The sequence below is a fragment of the Bacteroidota bacterium genome, assembly GCA_018831055.1.
GTDB lineage: Bacteria > Bacteroidota > Bacteroidia > Bacteroidales > B18-G4 > M55B132.
Genome location: JAHJRE010000221.1, coordinates 17631 through 34499, shown reverse-complemented (window position 1 = coordinate 34499; position 16869 = coordinate 17631). Strand labels below are relative to the sequence as shown.

The window sequence follows — 16869 nt, the reverse complement described above, 5'->3', positions numbered from 1 at the left end:
TCCCTGGGTAAGCAGGAAAGGGGGAAAGTTACTGCAAACGGTTTCGTAAGGCTGGATGAAAACAATGGGCAACGGGTATACTTCTATGGTTTCTTCGGCAGCATTTGCGCAGCCTGTACTATCCTCAATAGTATAACGAATTCTATGAATGCCGGGCCCTGCCAACGCCGGGAAAAACCAACCGTCCTGCACCCCTGTCCCTTCATAAACACCACCGGTCGGTTCGCCTCCTGTAAGTTCTAAGGCCTCTTCATTCTCGCAAATGGCGGAAAAAGGCTGAAGGGACACAGCAGGACCGGGTTTTACAGTCAGAGCTTGTATGGCAGAATTGACGCATCCATTACTATCTGCATACAGATAACGAATCTGATGGGTTCCGGGTCCGGCTACAAATGGGTCAAAGTAATTGTTGGTAATTCCTGTTCCGTAATAATTACCCCCTTCGGGAAAACCACCGGTAAGAAGAAAAGGTGTATCCCCTTTGCAAACTGTGTCAAATGGCGCTAAAGTGACTTCCGGTATAGGGTGTATGGTCAGATGTGCTTCTTCTCCGTTACTCTCACATCCATTGATAGTTTGTGTTGCGTAGTAAGTATATATACCCGGTAGACTTTCATTGACATACAAAGTGTCACCATAATGTATTAAATGTATCAGAAATGGATCATCATACCACCGGATATTCTCTCCTCCGGCAAGCAAATAGGGTTGGGGGCCTCCCAGGCAAGTCTCCTCATCCCATGTTTGCGGTTGAATCGGAATAATGCTGACCCGAACATAGTCTGCTTTGGTGGTGTCGTCGGATCCGGCAGAATTTGCTACTATCAGTGAAATGTCATATTCACCGGGGGCTGTATATACAATACCTTCAGGATTTTGCTGCGTGGAGGTAGGAGGGTAAGCTCCGAAGAAATACCATTCCCAGCTTGTAGGTGTGCCTGATGAAAGATCATAAAAGTGTATGGGTTGTCCTTCACAAAACTCAGTATAATCGGAAGTAAAATCTGCAACCGGTTTGTAAGGATCCAGGACTCTGACCGTAGCATAACGCTTATGGACGGGGGTATTGTTGGGGCCTCTTGCCGTAAATGTTGCAATATAATCCCCCGGAGGAACATCGATGCTTGCCGTGATAAATATTTCCAGGGTTCCGGGAAGGATGCTGATTACATTGCCGTATGGATATAACACAGTAAAATATCCCGATGGCGGAGATTCCACAGTCGCTTCACAAATCACATCATTATCATATGCTTTTACACCCGGGATTTCAATGGTAAAGATGGCAGCACCGCTGATGGTATCCAGTTCCGGGGAAAGTTTCATGGCAAAGTCAGGATAATACGCGGTAAAGCTAGCAAAATCACCGTAGCGGAAGTCGGCCCAGCTCAGCATAGCAATATCGCCGTTAGAGACTACTCCATTATAATCACCCTGATATCGGGGAGTTCCTCCTCCCGGACAGGTGATACAATCAATGGGCATCTTTTCATTTGAAACCGCAACATTGGGGGCAAAGCTTTCTCCTCCATCATCAGAAAAAGTAGCATAGATCAATGCACTGTCTGACGTTGGAGTATTCCGGGTATCCATCCAGTGTATGTATAACCTTCCCGTTTCATTATCGCACCAGGAAATGGGATGGTACTGGGAATGAAGATTGGAGGGAAAATCATCGTTTATCGTAAAGGCTTCTGACCAGGTAGCGCCGTCATTGTCGGAATAATGCAGGAAGATATCGGGTTTGTTCCCGTTACCTGCCGGGAAATTCGAAGCATAAACCAAATATAGCCGGCCACGGTAAGGGCCATGGCTGTTATCAGCGGCAATAAACGGGTAGGGCCTCGTTCTCATGTTATTGACCGAATGACGGCCATTTACTGCCGTGCCAACATATCCTGCAAATCTTTGCTCCGACTGGTATTCAAAGCTTAATCCGCCGTTTTTGGAGCTGTAAAAAGTATATAAAGAGGAAAACGGATCTCCTGAATTGGTGACTACATGAACGGTTCCTCCATCTATCTCATCATTGGGACCAACACAAACCATCATGCCCGGGAGCGTTTGTGTGTCAAAAGTCCAGGTGTTTGTGAAAGACACCCCATCGTTGATACTTCTGGTAAAATTACCCCCGTTGGAGGCGGTCATGGTTGTATAAATGAAGTTGCTGTATGGTCCGCTGGTTTGATCGCATGCCATCCAGTTTTTATCTATCCCGGTAATGGCTGTAACCGGGGAAGACCAGCTCGCCCCGTTGTCGATCGACTTAATCACCACACAACCTTGAATGGTGGGAGAACCATACATGTTTTCATAATACAGATTGCCCTGATTATCGTAACAACAAATGACGTCTCCCCTTACCGTATAACCTCCCCAGGCAGGACTGCTTATTTGCCAGTCGTGACCATTATCGGTATAGTGTGGATTGTCAATATTGAATACCGTGAAATATCGCTGAGGATTATTAGGATCTTCTGTGATCGAACTCTCGGCAAAATCCGTACCCAGATAAAAATTATCATAGCCGTCAATAGTTATCACCATGGATTCACGCGATTCCTCAATTATCTTACCTGGAAGAAAAGGGTAGGGGATCTGGTCAAGATTGGGGTTGTCCTGGGAAATACCATTAATACTCAGGATGAAGAGGAGAAGGATACAGAATAGTCTGGCAGTCTTGATGATCATTCGTGGTTTATTATTTCCTTAGCACAAAGTTAACCCAAATCCAGGGAAATCTTACATACGGAAATTCAGAACCAAAGAAATCAGAATATACAGGAGTATAGTTAAAGCTATTCCGGTATATCCGAGAAAAATTACCAGGAACATTGCTCCAAGCAAAAGAATTATTATCTCAGGTGCTTTAAACCACTGACGGATGCTTTTTTTCAGGGAGATCATTTTTATGGGTATCACCATCAATATTGATATGGCGATAATAAAACCAATAAGAAACCAGGAATTAAACATTACCTGCCCGAAAGTACCCCCGGCTTCGTGCCCTTTTAGCATAAGGGTTAGTGAGGCCATTAAAATTGCTGTTGCCGGGGTTGGCAGCCCGCTAAATGTTTTGTTTTCCTTTCTGAGGGTAAAAACGGTTAGCCTTATTCCTGCAAACAAGGCCAATAGCATGGAAATGAAAGGAACCATGTTCAGATCACCAAAATTCAATACCGGTAGCGGGTTTGAATCCTGAAGTAACAGATACATCAACACAGAAGGCGCCATACCAAATGAAACGATATCAGCCAGTGAATCAAACTGATGGCCGAATTCCGAATATGCATTCAGCAAGCGGGCAAGGAACCCATCAAGGAAATCCAAAAAGGCCGCGATCAGTATTAACCAGGAAGCAAGGACCACATCCTGGAAAGCAACAGCAACAGCAATACTGCCGGTCAATAGATTCAATCCTGTAACAATATTGGGTATATGCCTTTTCACACTTCCAAAAGTAGCAAAAACATCATCCTACCTCACTGATCTTCTGAAGTTTTTCAGGATCAAGGATCTCAAGGGTTTTACATGAAACGGAAATGAGTTTTTCGTCTTTGAAGTCTTTCATGATCCGGATAACACTTTCCGTGGAAAGACCGGTCAGTTCTCCCAGATCTTGCCTTGATAAAGGAAGTTCAAAGGAATTGCTTTTAAAAATCCGGTAGGAAAGACATAAAAGGATGTCGGCCATACGGCCATGCGATTGTTTTCGTGTAAGGCAGAAAAAACGGCCATAAGCCTGGGCTGAATTTTCATTGAGGATCTGTATGATCCGTGATGCAAAACGGGCATTGCTGTTAAGTACCTGTTTGAATGTTTGAATATCGATTAACCTTGCACGTGTATCCACATATGTGCTCACAGAATATAAATATGTGTTATTCCCGTTGTAAAAGGTTTGTAGGCCAACAAAGTAATTTTCAGGCGTTATGGTAAGGATGAGATTTTTTGGGTTACCTTCAATATATACCTTTACCAGCCCTTTTTCTATGAAAATTACATTGGAAGCAAAGGTCCCCTGCTTGCAAATGGTCTCACCTTTTTTATAATCTATAATAACTGTATTCTTATCCAGGAGTTCCTTTTCATTCTCCGAGAGCATATCATAACTTACAGCATCGTAGTATTCAAGTTTGCAGGAATCTAAGTAGTTGATGGCCATGTATTATATTGATGTGTTATCTATGTGAAAACCAACATACAAAGGTAAGTTTTTTTTATGATCTGGATCAGTTTTTTTATGATCTAATTCATTTTTTTTTCTGTTTAATATGAATTTTCAGTCTTTATAAGTGAATGAATTACAAGATACTTTTGACTTGTGAAAGAAATAACAACTTATCTAACTAAAAACTGTAACATGAAAAAGTTAATTAAATTATTGTTCGTTTTCATGCTTGTTCCGGCTCTTACTTTTGTAAGCTGTAATAAGAGTGATGATGATGACAATGGTGGCAGTCAGCCTCAGGTAAATGCATATGAAGTTCTGAAGACCTACCTTGTTCAGAATAATATGGACCTGGATGACATTACAGCCGCAAATGGTGGTTTTGTTATTACGGCTGATGCTATTAATGCCAAGGGTACCGGAGATTATTTTATCGTTGACATCCGTCAGGAGGCTGATTTCAATACTGCACATATTGATGGCGCTGTAAGATCTACTTTGGGTGAGATACTTACAACGGTTCAGGGAGCTACCAAGCCGATTGTTGTGGTATGTTATACAGGACAAACAGCTTGTCACGCTGTTGTTGCCCTTCGCCTGAGCGGTCATATGGATGCCAAAGCTCTTAAGTGGGGTATGGCAGGATGGAACAGCCAGTTCTCAGCTGCCTGGGAAACGAAAACTGGTGACATTGCCCTGACAAACCCGAACTGGGTTGCCGCTCCCGGAAGCATCACTCCAAGTGCTGATTTTTCCGCTCCTACCTTCACCAGCTTGTATACTACCGGTCCTGAAATCCTTACAGAAAGGGTTAATTATATGCTGAGCCAGGGATTTAAAACTGTTGCTAATACTGATGTCCTGGGAACTCCTTCGAATTATTTCATAAATAATTACTGGAAAACTACAGATGTTGAAACCTACGGAAACATCACCGGTGCTTACCGTATTCTTCCCCTTACCCTGGAGAACAACGAATTCAAGCACCTTGATGCAAGCAAAACCGTTGTAACGTATTGCTGGACAGGACAGACATCATCCATTGTTACTGCATACCTGACAATTATGGGATATGATGCGAAGAGTCTGACTTTTGGAACCAATGGCATGATTTATTCGAATCTCGCCGATGGTCCGACCAAGTGGCACATGCCAGGTACCGACTATCCGGTAGTACCGTAACTAAATTATAGATATGCAAGGGGGGGATTTTCCCCCTTTTGCCTTTTGATAACATGTATAACTCCGAAGAAATATAGTTATGATGAAAAAAGTAATGATTCTTGTTTTTGCAACTCTGTTTTTAATTCCATTTACCGGCCGGACACAGGGTTGTATGGAATCGTCGTCGGATGATGGCGTTTCCGTAATCGGGTATTTGCAACCCCAGTTTAATTATGATTTCAATGGCTATGATAAAAATACAGCCCACATTGAAGATTACAGCAGCTTTTATTTTAAACGCGCCAGGCTGGGTGTAACCGGCAATATTCCTTATGATTTCTCTTACTATGCAATGGTAGAATTCAGTCCTTTCCTGTTTTCACAGGGGGATGATAAAACCAACGTAGGAAATGGACCTTACCTGCTCGACGCCTTTATTACATATAAACGTCTTGGACCCTGGATGAACATTACCCTGGGGCAGTTTAAGGCTCCTTTTGGTCTGGAACTTACTACTCCCTGCCAGTCGCTCCATACAATTAACCGCTCTCTTGTGGTCCGCGAACTGGCAATTCCTTTCCGCGATCTGGGAATAATGCTGTGGGGTGGTACCGATTCACTTTCTATTTTCGGATTGAAAAACCACAATATCATTAGCTATCAGATTGCTTTTACAAACGGTGTTGGACTGAACCGCTGGGATGATAATGCCAGTAAAGACTTCATCGGCCGGCTTGTACTTTCACCCTGGAAGTTTATCAGCCTCGGTGGTAGCTATAAATATGGAGTGCATGCTGTAAGAGATCCCAATACTAACAAAATAATTAAGAAATATGGTCAGAAAATTACCCGTATCGGATTTGATGCCGAACTTTCTTTGGGTGATTTTCTCCTGCAGGGTGAATACATCTGGGGATATGATGATGGATATACTTCCTCCGGTGGTGGCGGTGGTTGCGGATCAACCGGGGGTGCCCTGGTTCCTGGAAATAATGAAAAATACGGATATTATGCACAGGCAATGTACATGACCCCATGGCGGATCCAACCTGTCGTGAAATATGAAAACTATGAACCTAATGTAGATGTCAACGAGGATAATATAACAACCTATACCTTCGGCCTGAATTATTTCTTTAACGACTGGACCCGCCTGCAGATCAATTATCTGATCAATGACTATCAGGCTAAGCAAGCACAGGACTATTACCTGAATCAACTTATGGTACAGGTACAGGTTAAGTTTTAATCATTAAATTAATATTATATCATGAAGACTTTTCAGAAAGTAATCTTATTTTCGGCAATAGCATTGATTAGTGTGATAAAAGTACAAGCTGCCGATCTTATTTCAGCCAAAGCTTTTGGTGAAGCCTTGAAATCCAACAAGAACCTCGTGGTGATTGATGTGAACACTGCGGAAAACTACGCCAAAGTTCACGTTCAGGGTGCTGTCAACATACCTCACCAGGACTTATATAAACCCGGTGATGTTAAAGGATTGATCAAGAGCCCCGAAGATCTGGCAAAAATCTTTGGAAGCAATGGCGTTAGCGCCGATAAATCTATTGTTATTTACGATGACGGCTCAAACAAATATTCCAGCAGGGTTTATTGGATACTTAAGTATTTGGGTGCCAGTGATGTGAAAATCCTTCACAAAGACATGGATCAATGGAAGGTTGCCAGGATACCCGTTACCCGTGCAGCTACCAAACCTGCTGCTGTTACTTTTACCCCAAAGGTTAATAGTGCAATTTATGTTTCCATGGCAGATGTGAAAGCAAAACAAAAAAATTCCGGAACCATTATTATCGACGCCAGAAGCATTGAGCAATTCAAAGGCGTGGATGAAAAAGGCGAAAGCAAGGGACATATCGAAGGTGCTGTTAATATTCCCTATACTGATTTGTTAACGGATAAGGGAGCCTATAAATCAGCTGAGCAAATTAAACAAATTGTTTCTTCCAAGGGAGTAGCAAAAGACAAGGAAATAATAGTTTACTGCAATACAGGAATATGGGCTGCCGTGGTTTACACAGCACTGAACTCTGTCTTGGAATACCCCAACGTAAAGGTTTATGATGGATCCTATGTTGAATGGGTAGCCGGGAATAACCCAATAACCAAAAATTAGTTTCGAAAACTTGTTGCTTTTTCATAACTGTATAGTTTAATTGACAAAAGTCCCCTGGTGAGGGGACTTTTTTTATTTTTACCTCAAAATTGTGGCTTTGCAATCAGAAAGTTTAACCGGTATCATCCTGGCTGGTGGCCAGAGTTCCAGAATGAAAAGAGATAAAGGACTTGTTCCGTTGCTGGGGAAGCCATTGATTGAATATGTGGCAGGGCACCTGGAGCAGCTTTGCCACAAAATCCTGATAAGCTCAAATTCACAGGTTTATGATTATCTGGGCTATACTGTTGTTCCGGACGAATTTCCAGGATTTGGTCCTGCAGCCGGTATCTATTCCTGTCTGAAACGTTCAGCGGATGATTATAATCTGGTTGTTTCCTGTGATACACCTTTTTTTGATCTCCCTGCGATGCATTGCCTGCTTGAAAGGAGAATGGAGGCCATGGTAGTCGTTCCCTGGTATGGCGGAGAAAAGTACGAACCCTTATGCGCTGTTTACAACAGGAAAATGAGCCAGGTAATCAAAGATTTTATGGATTTGCATATTTTTAAACTTCCTGTCATTTTCCGTGATATCCCAATGGTTAAGCTCTCCGTTATGGATAATCCAGGATGTTTTCAGGAGCATGCCTTTGTTAATATCAATACCATTGATGAGGTAAAGGATCTGGAAAAAAGAATAAAGGAAGGATTAATTCATTTCACACCCTAAACGAAAGATTAAAAAAATGGTTTTGCCCAGCTATCCAAATATGCTTATCATTGCCGGAAACGGAAGGAATTCAGGAAAAACGACCTTCATTTCAAGGATTATCACCCGGATTAGCAATGTCTTCCCCGTAACTGCGATTAAAATCACACCTCATTTTCATGACATGAATGAATATGAATTTAGGAATAATCGTTCTTTTGTCATAGAGCACGAGATGAATCCCTTTGGTGATAAAGACAGTTCGAGGATGTTGTCCGCAGGTGCCAGGGAAGTTTTTTTTCTGAGGTCTTCCGACACATTCCTGCCTGAAGCTTTTACTCACCTTCATGATTGTTTGAATCCTGAACATCTTTGGGTTTGCGAATCCGGTGGTTTGCGTCACTTTGTCGTTCCCGGCTTATTCCTGATCATAAGAAGAAAGGATGATGCCCCTTGGAAAGAAAGTGTCAAACCCCTTCTGAACATAGCAGACCAAATCGTTTATTTCAACGGCCATGATTTTGATTTAGACATAAATAACATCATTCCCACCCCAAACTCCTGGCACATAACCCCCCGTCATCCCGGCGTAAGCCCCGTCATCCCGGCGTAAGCCGGGACATCCCGGCGTAAGCCCCGTCATCCCGGCGCAAGCCGGGACATCCCGGCGCAAGCCCCGTCATCCCGGCGCAAGCCCCGTCATCCCGGCGTAAGCCGGGACATCACGGCGTAAGCCGGGACATCCCGGCGTAAGCCGGGACATCACGGCACCACACATCCCTTCCCCAACCGTTTCATCGTTCCATCAAAGTCCTCCAGCGCTTCTTTCATAACCTGGCTTGAAGGCGCATGGCAATGCAAACATGAACCTGCCAGAAGCAACCTTTTTTGCTCTGCGAGGCTAAAAGGGCGGTGATGATACCTTGTTGCACTTTGCCCTTTCCTCTCTTCCAGGAATCCAGTCCAGGCATCTTCGGGTAATCCGTCGTAAGGATTGTCGGCGTAAGAAGGTGTGAAATTCCACTTTCCATGGTTATCTTCAATAATATATTCCAGGACTCCGCTTCCAAAGCCCAGTACCAAAGGATCCAGATGGCAGCCTTTACAATCCCTGCCTACGGCCTGAGTTGTATGGGCCTCAGTTGGGGCAAAAAGTCTGTGAAAAATATTTTCTGTAAACCTGCCATCATTTTCCATGGGTTTAATGCTCAATATCATTCCCGGAGTGAAGCATACGATTTCTTCACGGTTTGGATCAATATTTCCTGAAGAAGCTCCTGTTTCACGGACACCCAATATGGGAGGTCCTGCAGTAAACTTTGCAACATACTCCACCCATGTGCCAGTGATGGGTGTATTCTCCAGAAGGTCATAACCATCAGCGAAACGATCATATTCATTATGGCACCCAATGCATTGAGGTACCCAGGCGGTATGGCAACTGCTACAGGAAAGTCTTTGATGGCCTTTCCCTTCTTTACAGACCTGGGCAGGTGGGCTGAGGGGTAAGATATTTCCAGAGTTCTTCAGAATAAGGTAAGAATTTCCATCTGCATCTATCCTTGTATTTACCATCGGATAGCCACTCTTCGAAAGAAGCATGGTCCAGGAACCGGATTCCCACCCTCTGAGTTGCATAATCTTCTGACTTTCTGCATCAATATTTGCAACAACCCTTGGTGCTCCGGAATAATGACAATCCTCACAGGCAACTTTTAACTGTTCTTCCTTGTGCAGGTAGAAAGTGCCATCTCCCATAAGTTCATACGAAATATGGCAATCGATACACTCCAGCCCTGCTTTGTGATGGATGTCTTCTGAAATGAATTTTAATACTCTGTTGTCTTCCAAGGTTTTGTACCAGATGACATCTCCCCCCCCGGAGATGTCATCTGCCTGAAGCAAGGTTTCCTGCCACCCCTCATAATTCAATGATATCCTTCCAGACCTTGAATGACAACCGAAACAGTGTTGGCCTGTCACATGGATATCCAATGAAGGGTGGTTTTTCATCAGGAAAGTATCCTTCTTGCTGGTTGAGTTATAAGCAAAAAGCTCCTGAAGGGCAGTATGGCTATAATTCAAATGGCAGGCGTTGCATCCTCCTCCACGGCTGATTTGTGTTTGAGGACCAATTTCTGTTTTTTCATTTCCAAGGTGACAATGTGCACATAAGTTCCTTAAATGCATGTCGGCAGGGGAGTGTCCTATGTCTGTTATTCGGCAGGAATCCGAAAGGCTGGATGACTCACCGAAAACATAACGATCTATACTGACCATCCCGCTCAGGGTGGTCATTATGTTGTTATTCATGCGCTCCGTTATGTCGGGATGGCAGTCGGCTGTGCCACAGGTTTGCCTGGATTGTGCCAGGTTACCCGGAATCAGAACCATGGAACGGTGTGCCTCCTGTTTATCAGGAGTGAAGGGATTGCCCAGGTGGCAGGAAGAACAACCTATCGCTGAAGGATCATGAGAAGGAGAAAAACCCGATACTGGCATGTGGCATAATAAGCATCCTTCCTGTTTACCGGGTTGAACGGCCTCGGGAAAATAATCCGCCGGTATGATCACCACCGGCTGAAAAGGGAAATAGGCCTGCTTTACATCCCATGTCCACGACCAGTTGGGCCCCCTGAAAAAATATCCGCTAATCGTTAGCAGAATATAGAAGCCAAACAATCCTAATAATGCATGCTTCATTTTCCAGGAAGTATTTTTCCTGAAGCGGGGTAGAAAAAGCAAGACAAAAAACAGAAATAACAAGGCTGTCATTACAATCCAGGGATGGGCAGTTAAGTGCAGTATTTCCTGTAAACCAAGGAAGTACCAGGGGCCTTTTACGATATTTCCTGAATGGGTTTGCAAAGGTGCATGAAAAAGAAAGGAGAAAATGATCAATACACCGGAAACGGCAAGAAATTCGGGCACTTTACTCCAAATTGTCCTGGCGTGTTCAAAGGTTATGATAAATATAAATATTGTTGCAGTAGCGATGTGATGGACATAAACAAGCTGGAATGAATCTTCGCGGCCCAGCAGAGCAAAGGCAACCCATCGACCGCCAGGTATAGTTTCAAAGAGTGACCGGAATATCATGGCTGCCTGCCTGCTGTCCTGGTCTCCTTTTAAAATAAAACCCGAAAGCATGACAAAAAATATGAAAAATACCGAAACACAAAGTCTGAACCAAACCCCGGTCTTTACCCTGTATTCTGTTGAGCGATATAAATGATCCCAAAAATGTAGAATGGTAAAGATGAGAAAAAACTGAGCGCTCCAGTAATGAAGATTGCGGAAAAATACGGCTGCCGGATTGGTAAGGAGCATTTGCCGGATGGATTCGAATGGTTTTACAACATCGTATGGAATGGCCAGGATGATACCGGATACTGTACAGATAAGCAGGGAAGCAATTGCAGTAGTTCCGTAAGTACCGGGCAATAACCCCTTTTCTATTTTGCTGAGGAAACTCAAGGTTTTTCCGGATTAATTGTTTGATTTCACTATCAAAACTCCTTCAATTTCATCCAAATCGTGCGAGAAATTTTGAAGGGGTTTGGTTGCTGGTCCTTTTATTACTTCTCCGTCTGTCGTGTAAACAGATCCATGGCAGGGACAAATCAGTTTGCCATCATGGAATTCAGATATTTTACAGCCCAGATGGGTGCATCGGGATGATAAAACGCGTATTTCGTCCCCTTTTTTCCTGATTATTATTTCATTATGGAAACTGATCCCTTCCGTAATGGAACCGAGGGGTATTTTGATTGTTTCATAGCTTTCCTGCCGCAGTTTGACTTTAATGACTGAATACCAGGCATAGAAAAAAGGTAAAACCATGATTAAACCCAGACTTTTCAGAAATGCCCTCCGGTCTTTTTTTTCTACCCTATTCATGGATGTTTACTAAAAAATAATAGCCAGAATTTTCTTAAATCTTTATTTATCCTCTACAATCTCAGATCCTGCTGTTCAATTTAAGTTGAACCACAAAGTAAGGATTTTTTTCAGGGAAATAATTGCATATCGTTTTTTCTCTTAAAACTTTTTACTAAATTTATACTTTCTGAAGAAGTTATTTATAAAAGAGCAAATGGTATTTTTTACGGAGGGGTCAGGAATTGGTAATTTTATGACATAGTACAGTTTTTTACCTGAGAAAGCTCAAGTATAAATAAATTATGATGTGTTATTAAAAGATACTTTTGTAAATATCAATAAAAACTCACCTACCTGAATATTTATGAGTACAAGAAGGGGTTTCATCAAGATCTCAGCCATGGGGACAGCAGGGGTGGCATTGGCCGGGAGTGCTATTGGCGTTTTAAACAAATCCGGTCTTTTTGCTGCTGAGGAAGGAACCCAGGCCTCTCTGAAGGCAGTCCACCGTTATCCTACCTATTGCGAGGTTTGTTTCTGGAAATGTGCAGGGTGGACATATACAGATGAGCAGGGCCGCATACAGAAGATCATTGGTAACGAAAACGATCCTTTGTGTAACGGTCGTTTATGTCCGCGCGGTACAGGCGGGATAGGGATGTATTACGATCCTGACAGGCTAAAGAAGCCTTTAATAAGGGTTAACCGGAATGGTAGCCAGGAATTTGTGGAAGCGACCTGGGAAGAAGCACTGGACCTTGTTGCCCGGAAAATGAAAGAAATAGCCGAAAAGTACGGCCCTGAAAGCATGGCATTGTTCAATCACGGATCAGCCGGGCACCATATGGGGCACTTGCTTAAAGCTTATGGCAGTTCAAACATTACCGCCCCATCCTATGCCCAATGTCGTGGACCACGTGAGGTAGGATTTGAAGCTACTTTCGGTTCCAGCGTTGGTTCTCCCGAGCCTACCGATATCCGAAATACCAAATGCCTGGTATTGATAGGATCACATATCGGAGAAAATATGCATAACGGGCAGGTTCAGGAAATGTCGGATGCCATTGATAATGGTGCCACCATCATTACCGTTGATCCCCGCTTCTCTACAGCAGCCAGCAAATCGAAATACTGGATACCCATCAAGCCCGCTACTGACATGGCCCTGCTGATGGCATGGATTCACGTCCTTATATATGAAGACCTTTATAATAAAGATTATATTTCACGATATGCTTTTGGTTTTGATCAGCTAAAAGAACATGTTAAGCAAATGACCCCGGAATGGGCTTATGGAATCACAACCATCGAACCGGATATAATCCGGAGAACAGCCTGGGAAATGGCAAAGGCATCACCGGCAGTGATCGTCCATCCGGGACGACATGTGACCTGGTATGGTGATGACACCCAAAGATCCAGGGCGATTGCTATTCTCAATGCTCTCCTGGGTTCATGGGGGCAAAGGGGTGGTTTTTATTTCAAAGAAAGCCCCTCGGTCCCGGATTATCCACATCCACCTTTCCCAAAGCCCAAATGGTCGTGGAAAAACATACAAGGCGATCAGTACAAGTTCGCCAGGCTTTCAGTGTCCAATGCATTGATTGATGCTTCGGTACCCGGTTATATGGGCGAACATAAAATCCATGGATGGCTGGTGGCAGGAACCAATCTTCCTCTTACCCTTCCTGGAATGCCTGTATTATTCGAGGCTTTCAATAACCTTGATTTCATCGCTGTAGTTGATACCATGCCCATGGAAATAACAGGGTTTGCAGATGTTGTTCTTCCGGAATGCACCTATCTTGAGAGATATGATGAACTAAGAGATGCTCCGGCCAGGGAACCTTATATCGCACTCAGAATGCCTGCCGCTGAGCCAATGTATGAAACCAAACCGGCCTGGTGGATTGCCCGTGAAATCGGCATTCGCCTTGGTCTTGGCGATTATTTTAATTATGAAAATTATTCGGAAGTACTCGATTGGCAGCTGCGTCAGATCGGAAGCTCCCTGGAGGAGATGCAACAAATTGGCATCAAAAAAATGGATAGAACCAGTGGACCATTGTATATTACTCCTGGGGAAGACCTGACTTTTAATACCAATACCGGTAAGATAGAGTTGTATGCCACTGATTTTGCTGCAGAGGGATTTGATCCGATGCCGGTCTATACCGAACATGAACAACCACAGCAAGGCTACTACCGCCTGATTTATGGCCGGACACCTCCTCATACATTCAGCCGTACGGCAAATAATCCTAACCTTACCGACCTGCAGGATGAGAATTATCTCTGGGTCAACCCAAAGGTTGCCAGGCTTTGGGACCTTAATACCGGTGATAAAGTCTGGTTGCAAAACCAGGACGGAGTAGTCTCCGAATTCCCAATAAAGGTAAGGGTGACGGAAAGAATCCGCTGGGATTCTATCTATATGGTCCACGGATTCGGACATTCCGATAAAAAACTTACCCGGGCCTATGGCAAGGGTGTGAACGATTCAGGACTTATAACAAATATTAAGATCGACCCGCTGATGGGAGGGACTGGAATGAGAAGCAATTTTGTTACTTTCCTTACTGAAGATCCCGGAAAGGAGGCTAAGTTATGAGATATGCAATGGCTATTGATACACGCAAATGTGTAGGCTGTTCCGACTGTGTGGTTGCCTGCCAGACAGAGAACAATGTACCTATAGGTTATTGCCGCGACTGGATCACTGAAACTGTCGACGGGTCATACCCCAATGTGGAACTGGAGCTTCGCTCGGAGCGCTGTAACCATTGCGATAATGCACCCTGCGTGCGTTGTTGCCCAACAGGTGCCAGTCATATTGTGGAAGGAGGAATTGTTCTTGTTACCCCCAATAAATGCATTGGTTGCGGTGCATGCATCGAATCTTGTCCCTATGATGCCCGTTACTCTCATCCCGATGGATATGTCGACAAATGTACTTTTTGCGAGCACCTGGTGAAAAGGGGACAGCAGCCTGCATGTGTAGCCGTTTGTCCAACTAAATGTATGTATTTCGGTGACCTTGAAGATCCCGATAGCGATGTCTCCAGAGCATTGAAAAACAGAAAATTCAAAGCTCTGGCTCCGGAAGCCGGTACCGCTCCACAGATATTCTATTTGATGTAAAATTTCATAATCTTTAATATATGAATGAAGAGCTTATCATCAGCGGAAGAATGAACCCGGGAATTGATCCCTATCTTTCCCTTTGGCATTGGCCTATTCCGGTTTACTTATTCCTTGGAGGGCTTGCCGCAGGAATTATGTTTTTTGCCGCATTATATACTATCCTCGATAAGGAAAAGGAAATGCCTTCGGCCGTAAAATGGTCTACATTCCTTGTCCCGGCTATTCTTTCTGTCGGCCTTATGGCTCTGTTTTATGATCTTAAACATCAATTGTACTTCTGGCAACTATATACAACCATAAGGTTTGAATCACCTATGTCTTGGGGCGCCTGGGTACTGATGCTCATTACTCCCCTTTCATTCCTGTGGGCCGGAAGCTATATCCAGGATGCCATCCCTTCCTGGAAATGGAAGTTGAAAATAGTACAGGATATTCTCGATTGGACAGCCAGAAACCGTAAAAATCTCTCGTATTTTATTCTGTCTCTTTCCGTTATTCTCGGGATTTATACAGGAATACTCCTCTCGGCTTTCAATGCGAGACCTCTGTGGAATACGTCAATACTCGGTCCCCTGTTCCTCGTCTCCGGTTTGTCAACAGGGGCAGCAACTATTATGTGGATATCCAGAAGCCACCTGGAAAGAAGAATTATGAGCAGAATCGACCTGATGCTGATACTCCTGGAACTGTTCCTGATTACTCATATGATTATGGGTTTTCTCGCCGGTTCACAGGTACAGATCGAGGCCGCTCAACTATTCCTGGGAGGACAGTTTACCGTTTCTTTCTGGGTGTTTGTGGTTATCCTCGGACTGGTCTTTCCAGCTATCCTGGAGGTGTTGGAATTAACCGGTTTTAAAGTGCCTGTAGCTGTACCTTCCGCACTTATTATTTTCGGCGGACTCGTTTTCCGCTTTATAATGGTCGAGGCAGGGCAGATAACGAGGTACCTTTATTAGGGTTATGGGTTATGGGTTATGAGTTATGAATTATGAGTTATGAATTATGAGTTATGAGTTATGAATTATGAGGTATGGGTTATGAGATTAGTATGGTTTTTTTTACAAGTTTTCATTCTAATCCCTAACCCCTAATCCCTAATCCCTAACTCCCAGTAATATAACAATATAAGAAAACAACAATAAATATAAAATTATGAAACCCAAAAACTACATCAACCCCTATCTCGGAGGAATTTTGCTGGGGATCATTCTTCTGCTGACTTTTTATATTACAGGCAGGGGACTGGGTGCCAGTGGTGCTGTTAAAAGCACAGTGGTAGCTGTAGTAAATTCTGTCTCCAGCCAGCATGCCCAAAACTCGGCTTATTACAGTAGTTTTATAAGCGATGATAAGCATCCTATGAGTACATGGCTGGTTTTTGAGGTGCTGGGAGTACTTGCCGGGGCTTTTCTGAGCGGAGCACTTGCCGGTCGCCTTACATTTAAAGTAGAGCATTCGCCCAAAATCACTTCCCGAACCCGCCTCATCATGGCCACTCTGGGAGGATTGATGTTCGGGATAGGATCACAACTCGGAAGAGGTTGTACTAGCGGAGCCGCCCTTAGCGGAATGGTAAATCTTTCCCTGGCTGGATTCATCACTATGCTTGCTATCTTCGGTTCAGGCTATTTATATGCATATTTTTTCAGGAAGTTCTGGATTTAATAATTTGATAAT

At 43.7% G+C, this 16869-nt stretch carries 14 protein-coding genes; 9 read left to right on the top strand and 5 right to left on the bottom strand.

Features of this window, described 5'->3' with window-relative positions:
* From KKA81_14735 to KKA81_14725, 3 genes are all read right to left on the bottom strand, one after another.
* The coding region (locus KKA81_14735; GenBank protein MBU2652182.1) for a PKD domain-containing protein at positions 1–2691 on the bottom strand (2691 nt) is incomplete at its 3' end.
* Between the two features lie 51 nt (positions 2692–2742).
* Positions 2743–3450 carry a CDP-alcohol phosphatidyltransferase family protein gene (locus KKA81_14730; protein ID MBU2652181.1) on the bottom strand — a complete coding sequence of 236 codons (708 nt, stop codon included), beginning with the start codon at positions 3448–3450 and terminating at the stop codon, positions 2743–2745.
* Positions 3451–3472: 22 nt separating this feature from the next.
* Complete coding sequence (locus KKA81_14725) at positions 3473–4165, bottom strand: Crp/Fnr family transcriptional regulator (protein ID MBU2652180.1); 693 nt, start codon at positions 4163–4165, stop codon at positions 3473–3475.
* Between the two features lie 198 nt (positions 4166–4363).
* Here KKA81_14725 and KKA81_14720 point away from each other — a divergent pair, with 198 nt between their 5' ends.
* From KKA81_14720 to KKA81_14700, 5 genes are all read left to right on the top strand, one after another.
* On the top strand, positions 4364–5353 hold the full coding sequence (locus KKA81_14720; GenBank protein MBU2652179.1) for a hypothetical protein: 990 nt from the start codon (positions 4364–4366) through the stop codon (positions 5351–5353).
* 79 nt (positions 5354–5432) lie between these two features.
* Entirely contained in the window at positions 5433–6584 is a 1152-nt protein-coding gene (locus KKA81_14715) for an OprO/OprP family phosphate-selective porin (protein ID MBU2652178.1), read from the top strand.
* A gap of 21 nt (positions 6585–6605) precedes the next feature.
* Positions 6606–7472, top strand: coding sequence for a sulfurtransferase (locus KKA81_14710; protein MBU2652177.1), 867 nt, complete (start codon positions 6606–6608; stop codon positions 7470–7472).
* Positions 7473–7563: 91 nt separating this feature from the next.
* Positions 7564–8184 (top strand): molybdenum cofactor guanylyltransferase, encoded by a 621-nt coding sequence (locus KKA81_14705; GenBank protein ID MBU2652176.1) that lies wholly within the window; start codon positions 7564–7566, stop codon positions 8182–8184.
* Between the two features lie 16 nt (positions 8185–8200).
* A complete protein-coding gene (locus KKA81_14700) occupies positions 8201–8776 on the top strand; it encodes a hypothetical protein (protein ID MBU2652175.1) in 576 nt (191 codons plus the stop codon).
* A 149-nt stretch (positions 8777–8925) separates the two neighbouring features.
* Here KKA81_14700 and KKA81_14695 read toward each other — a convergent pair whose 3' ends face one another.
* Together KKA81_14695 and KKA81_14690 are read right to left on the bottom strand one after the other, a co-directional pair.
* Positions 8926–11640, bottom strand: coding sequence for a hypothetical protein (locus KKA81_14695; GenBank protein MBU2652174.1), 2715 nt, complete (start codon positions 11638–11640; stop codon positions 8926–8928).
* A 12-nt stretch (positions 11641–11652) separates the two neighbouring features.
* Entirely contained in the window at positions 11653–12063 is a 411-nt protein-coding gene (locus KKA81_14690; GenBank protein ID MBU2652173.1) for a Rieske (2Fe-2S) protein, read from the bottom strand.
* A 346-nt stretch (positions 12064–12409) separates the two neighbouring features.
* On the opposite strand from KKA81_14690, the gene KKA81_14685 reads away from it, so the two are divergent.
* The 4 genes from KKA81_14685 (at position 12410) to KKA81_14670 (ending at position 16857) form a co-directional block, all read left to right on the top strand.
* Positions 12410–14656 (top strand): molybdopterin-dependent oxidoreductase, encoded by a 2247-nt coding sequence (locus KKA81_14685; GenBank protein MBU2652172.1) that lies wholly within the window; start codon positions 12410–12412, stop codon positions 14654–14656.
* The gene (locus tag KKA81_14680) at positions 14653–15186 is read left to right on the top strand and encodes a 4Fe-4S dicluster domain-containing protein (protein ID MBU2652171.1); all 534 of its coding nucleotides are present in this window, start codon (positions 14653–14655) and stop codon (positions 15184–15186) included. Before KKA81_14685 ends, KKA81_14680 begins: the two co-directional genes overlap by 4 nt.
* Positions 15187–15206: 20 nt before the next feature.
* A complete protein-coding gene (gene nrfD, locus KKA81_14675) occupies positions 15207–16148 on the top strand; it encodes a polysulfide reductase NrfD (GenBank protein MBU2652170.1) in 942 nt (313 codons plus the stop codon).
* Positions 16149–16344: 196 nt separating this feature from the next.
* Positions 16345–16857: a YeeE/YedE family protein gene (locus KKA81_14670; protein MBU2652169.1), complete on the top strand. Its 513-nt coding sequence runs from the start codon at positions 16345–16347 to the stop codon at positions 16855–16857.
* Positions 16858–16869 lie beyond the last annotated feature (12 nt).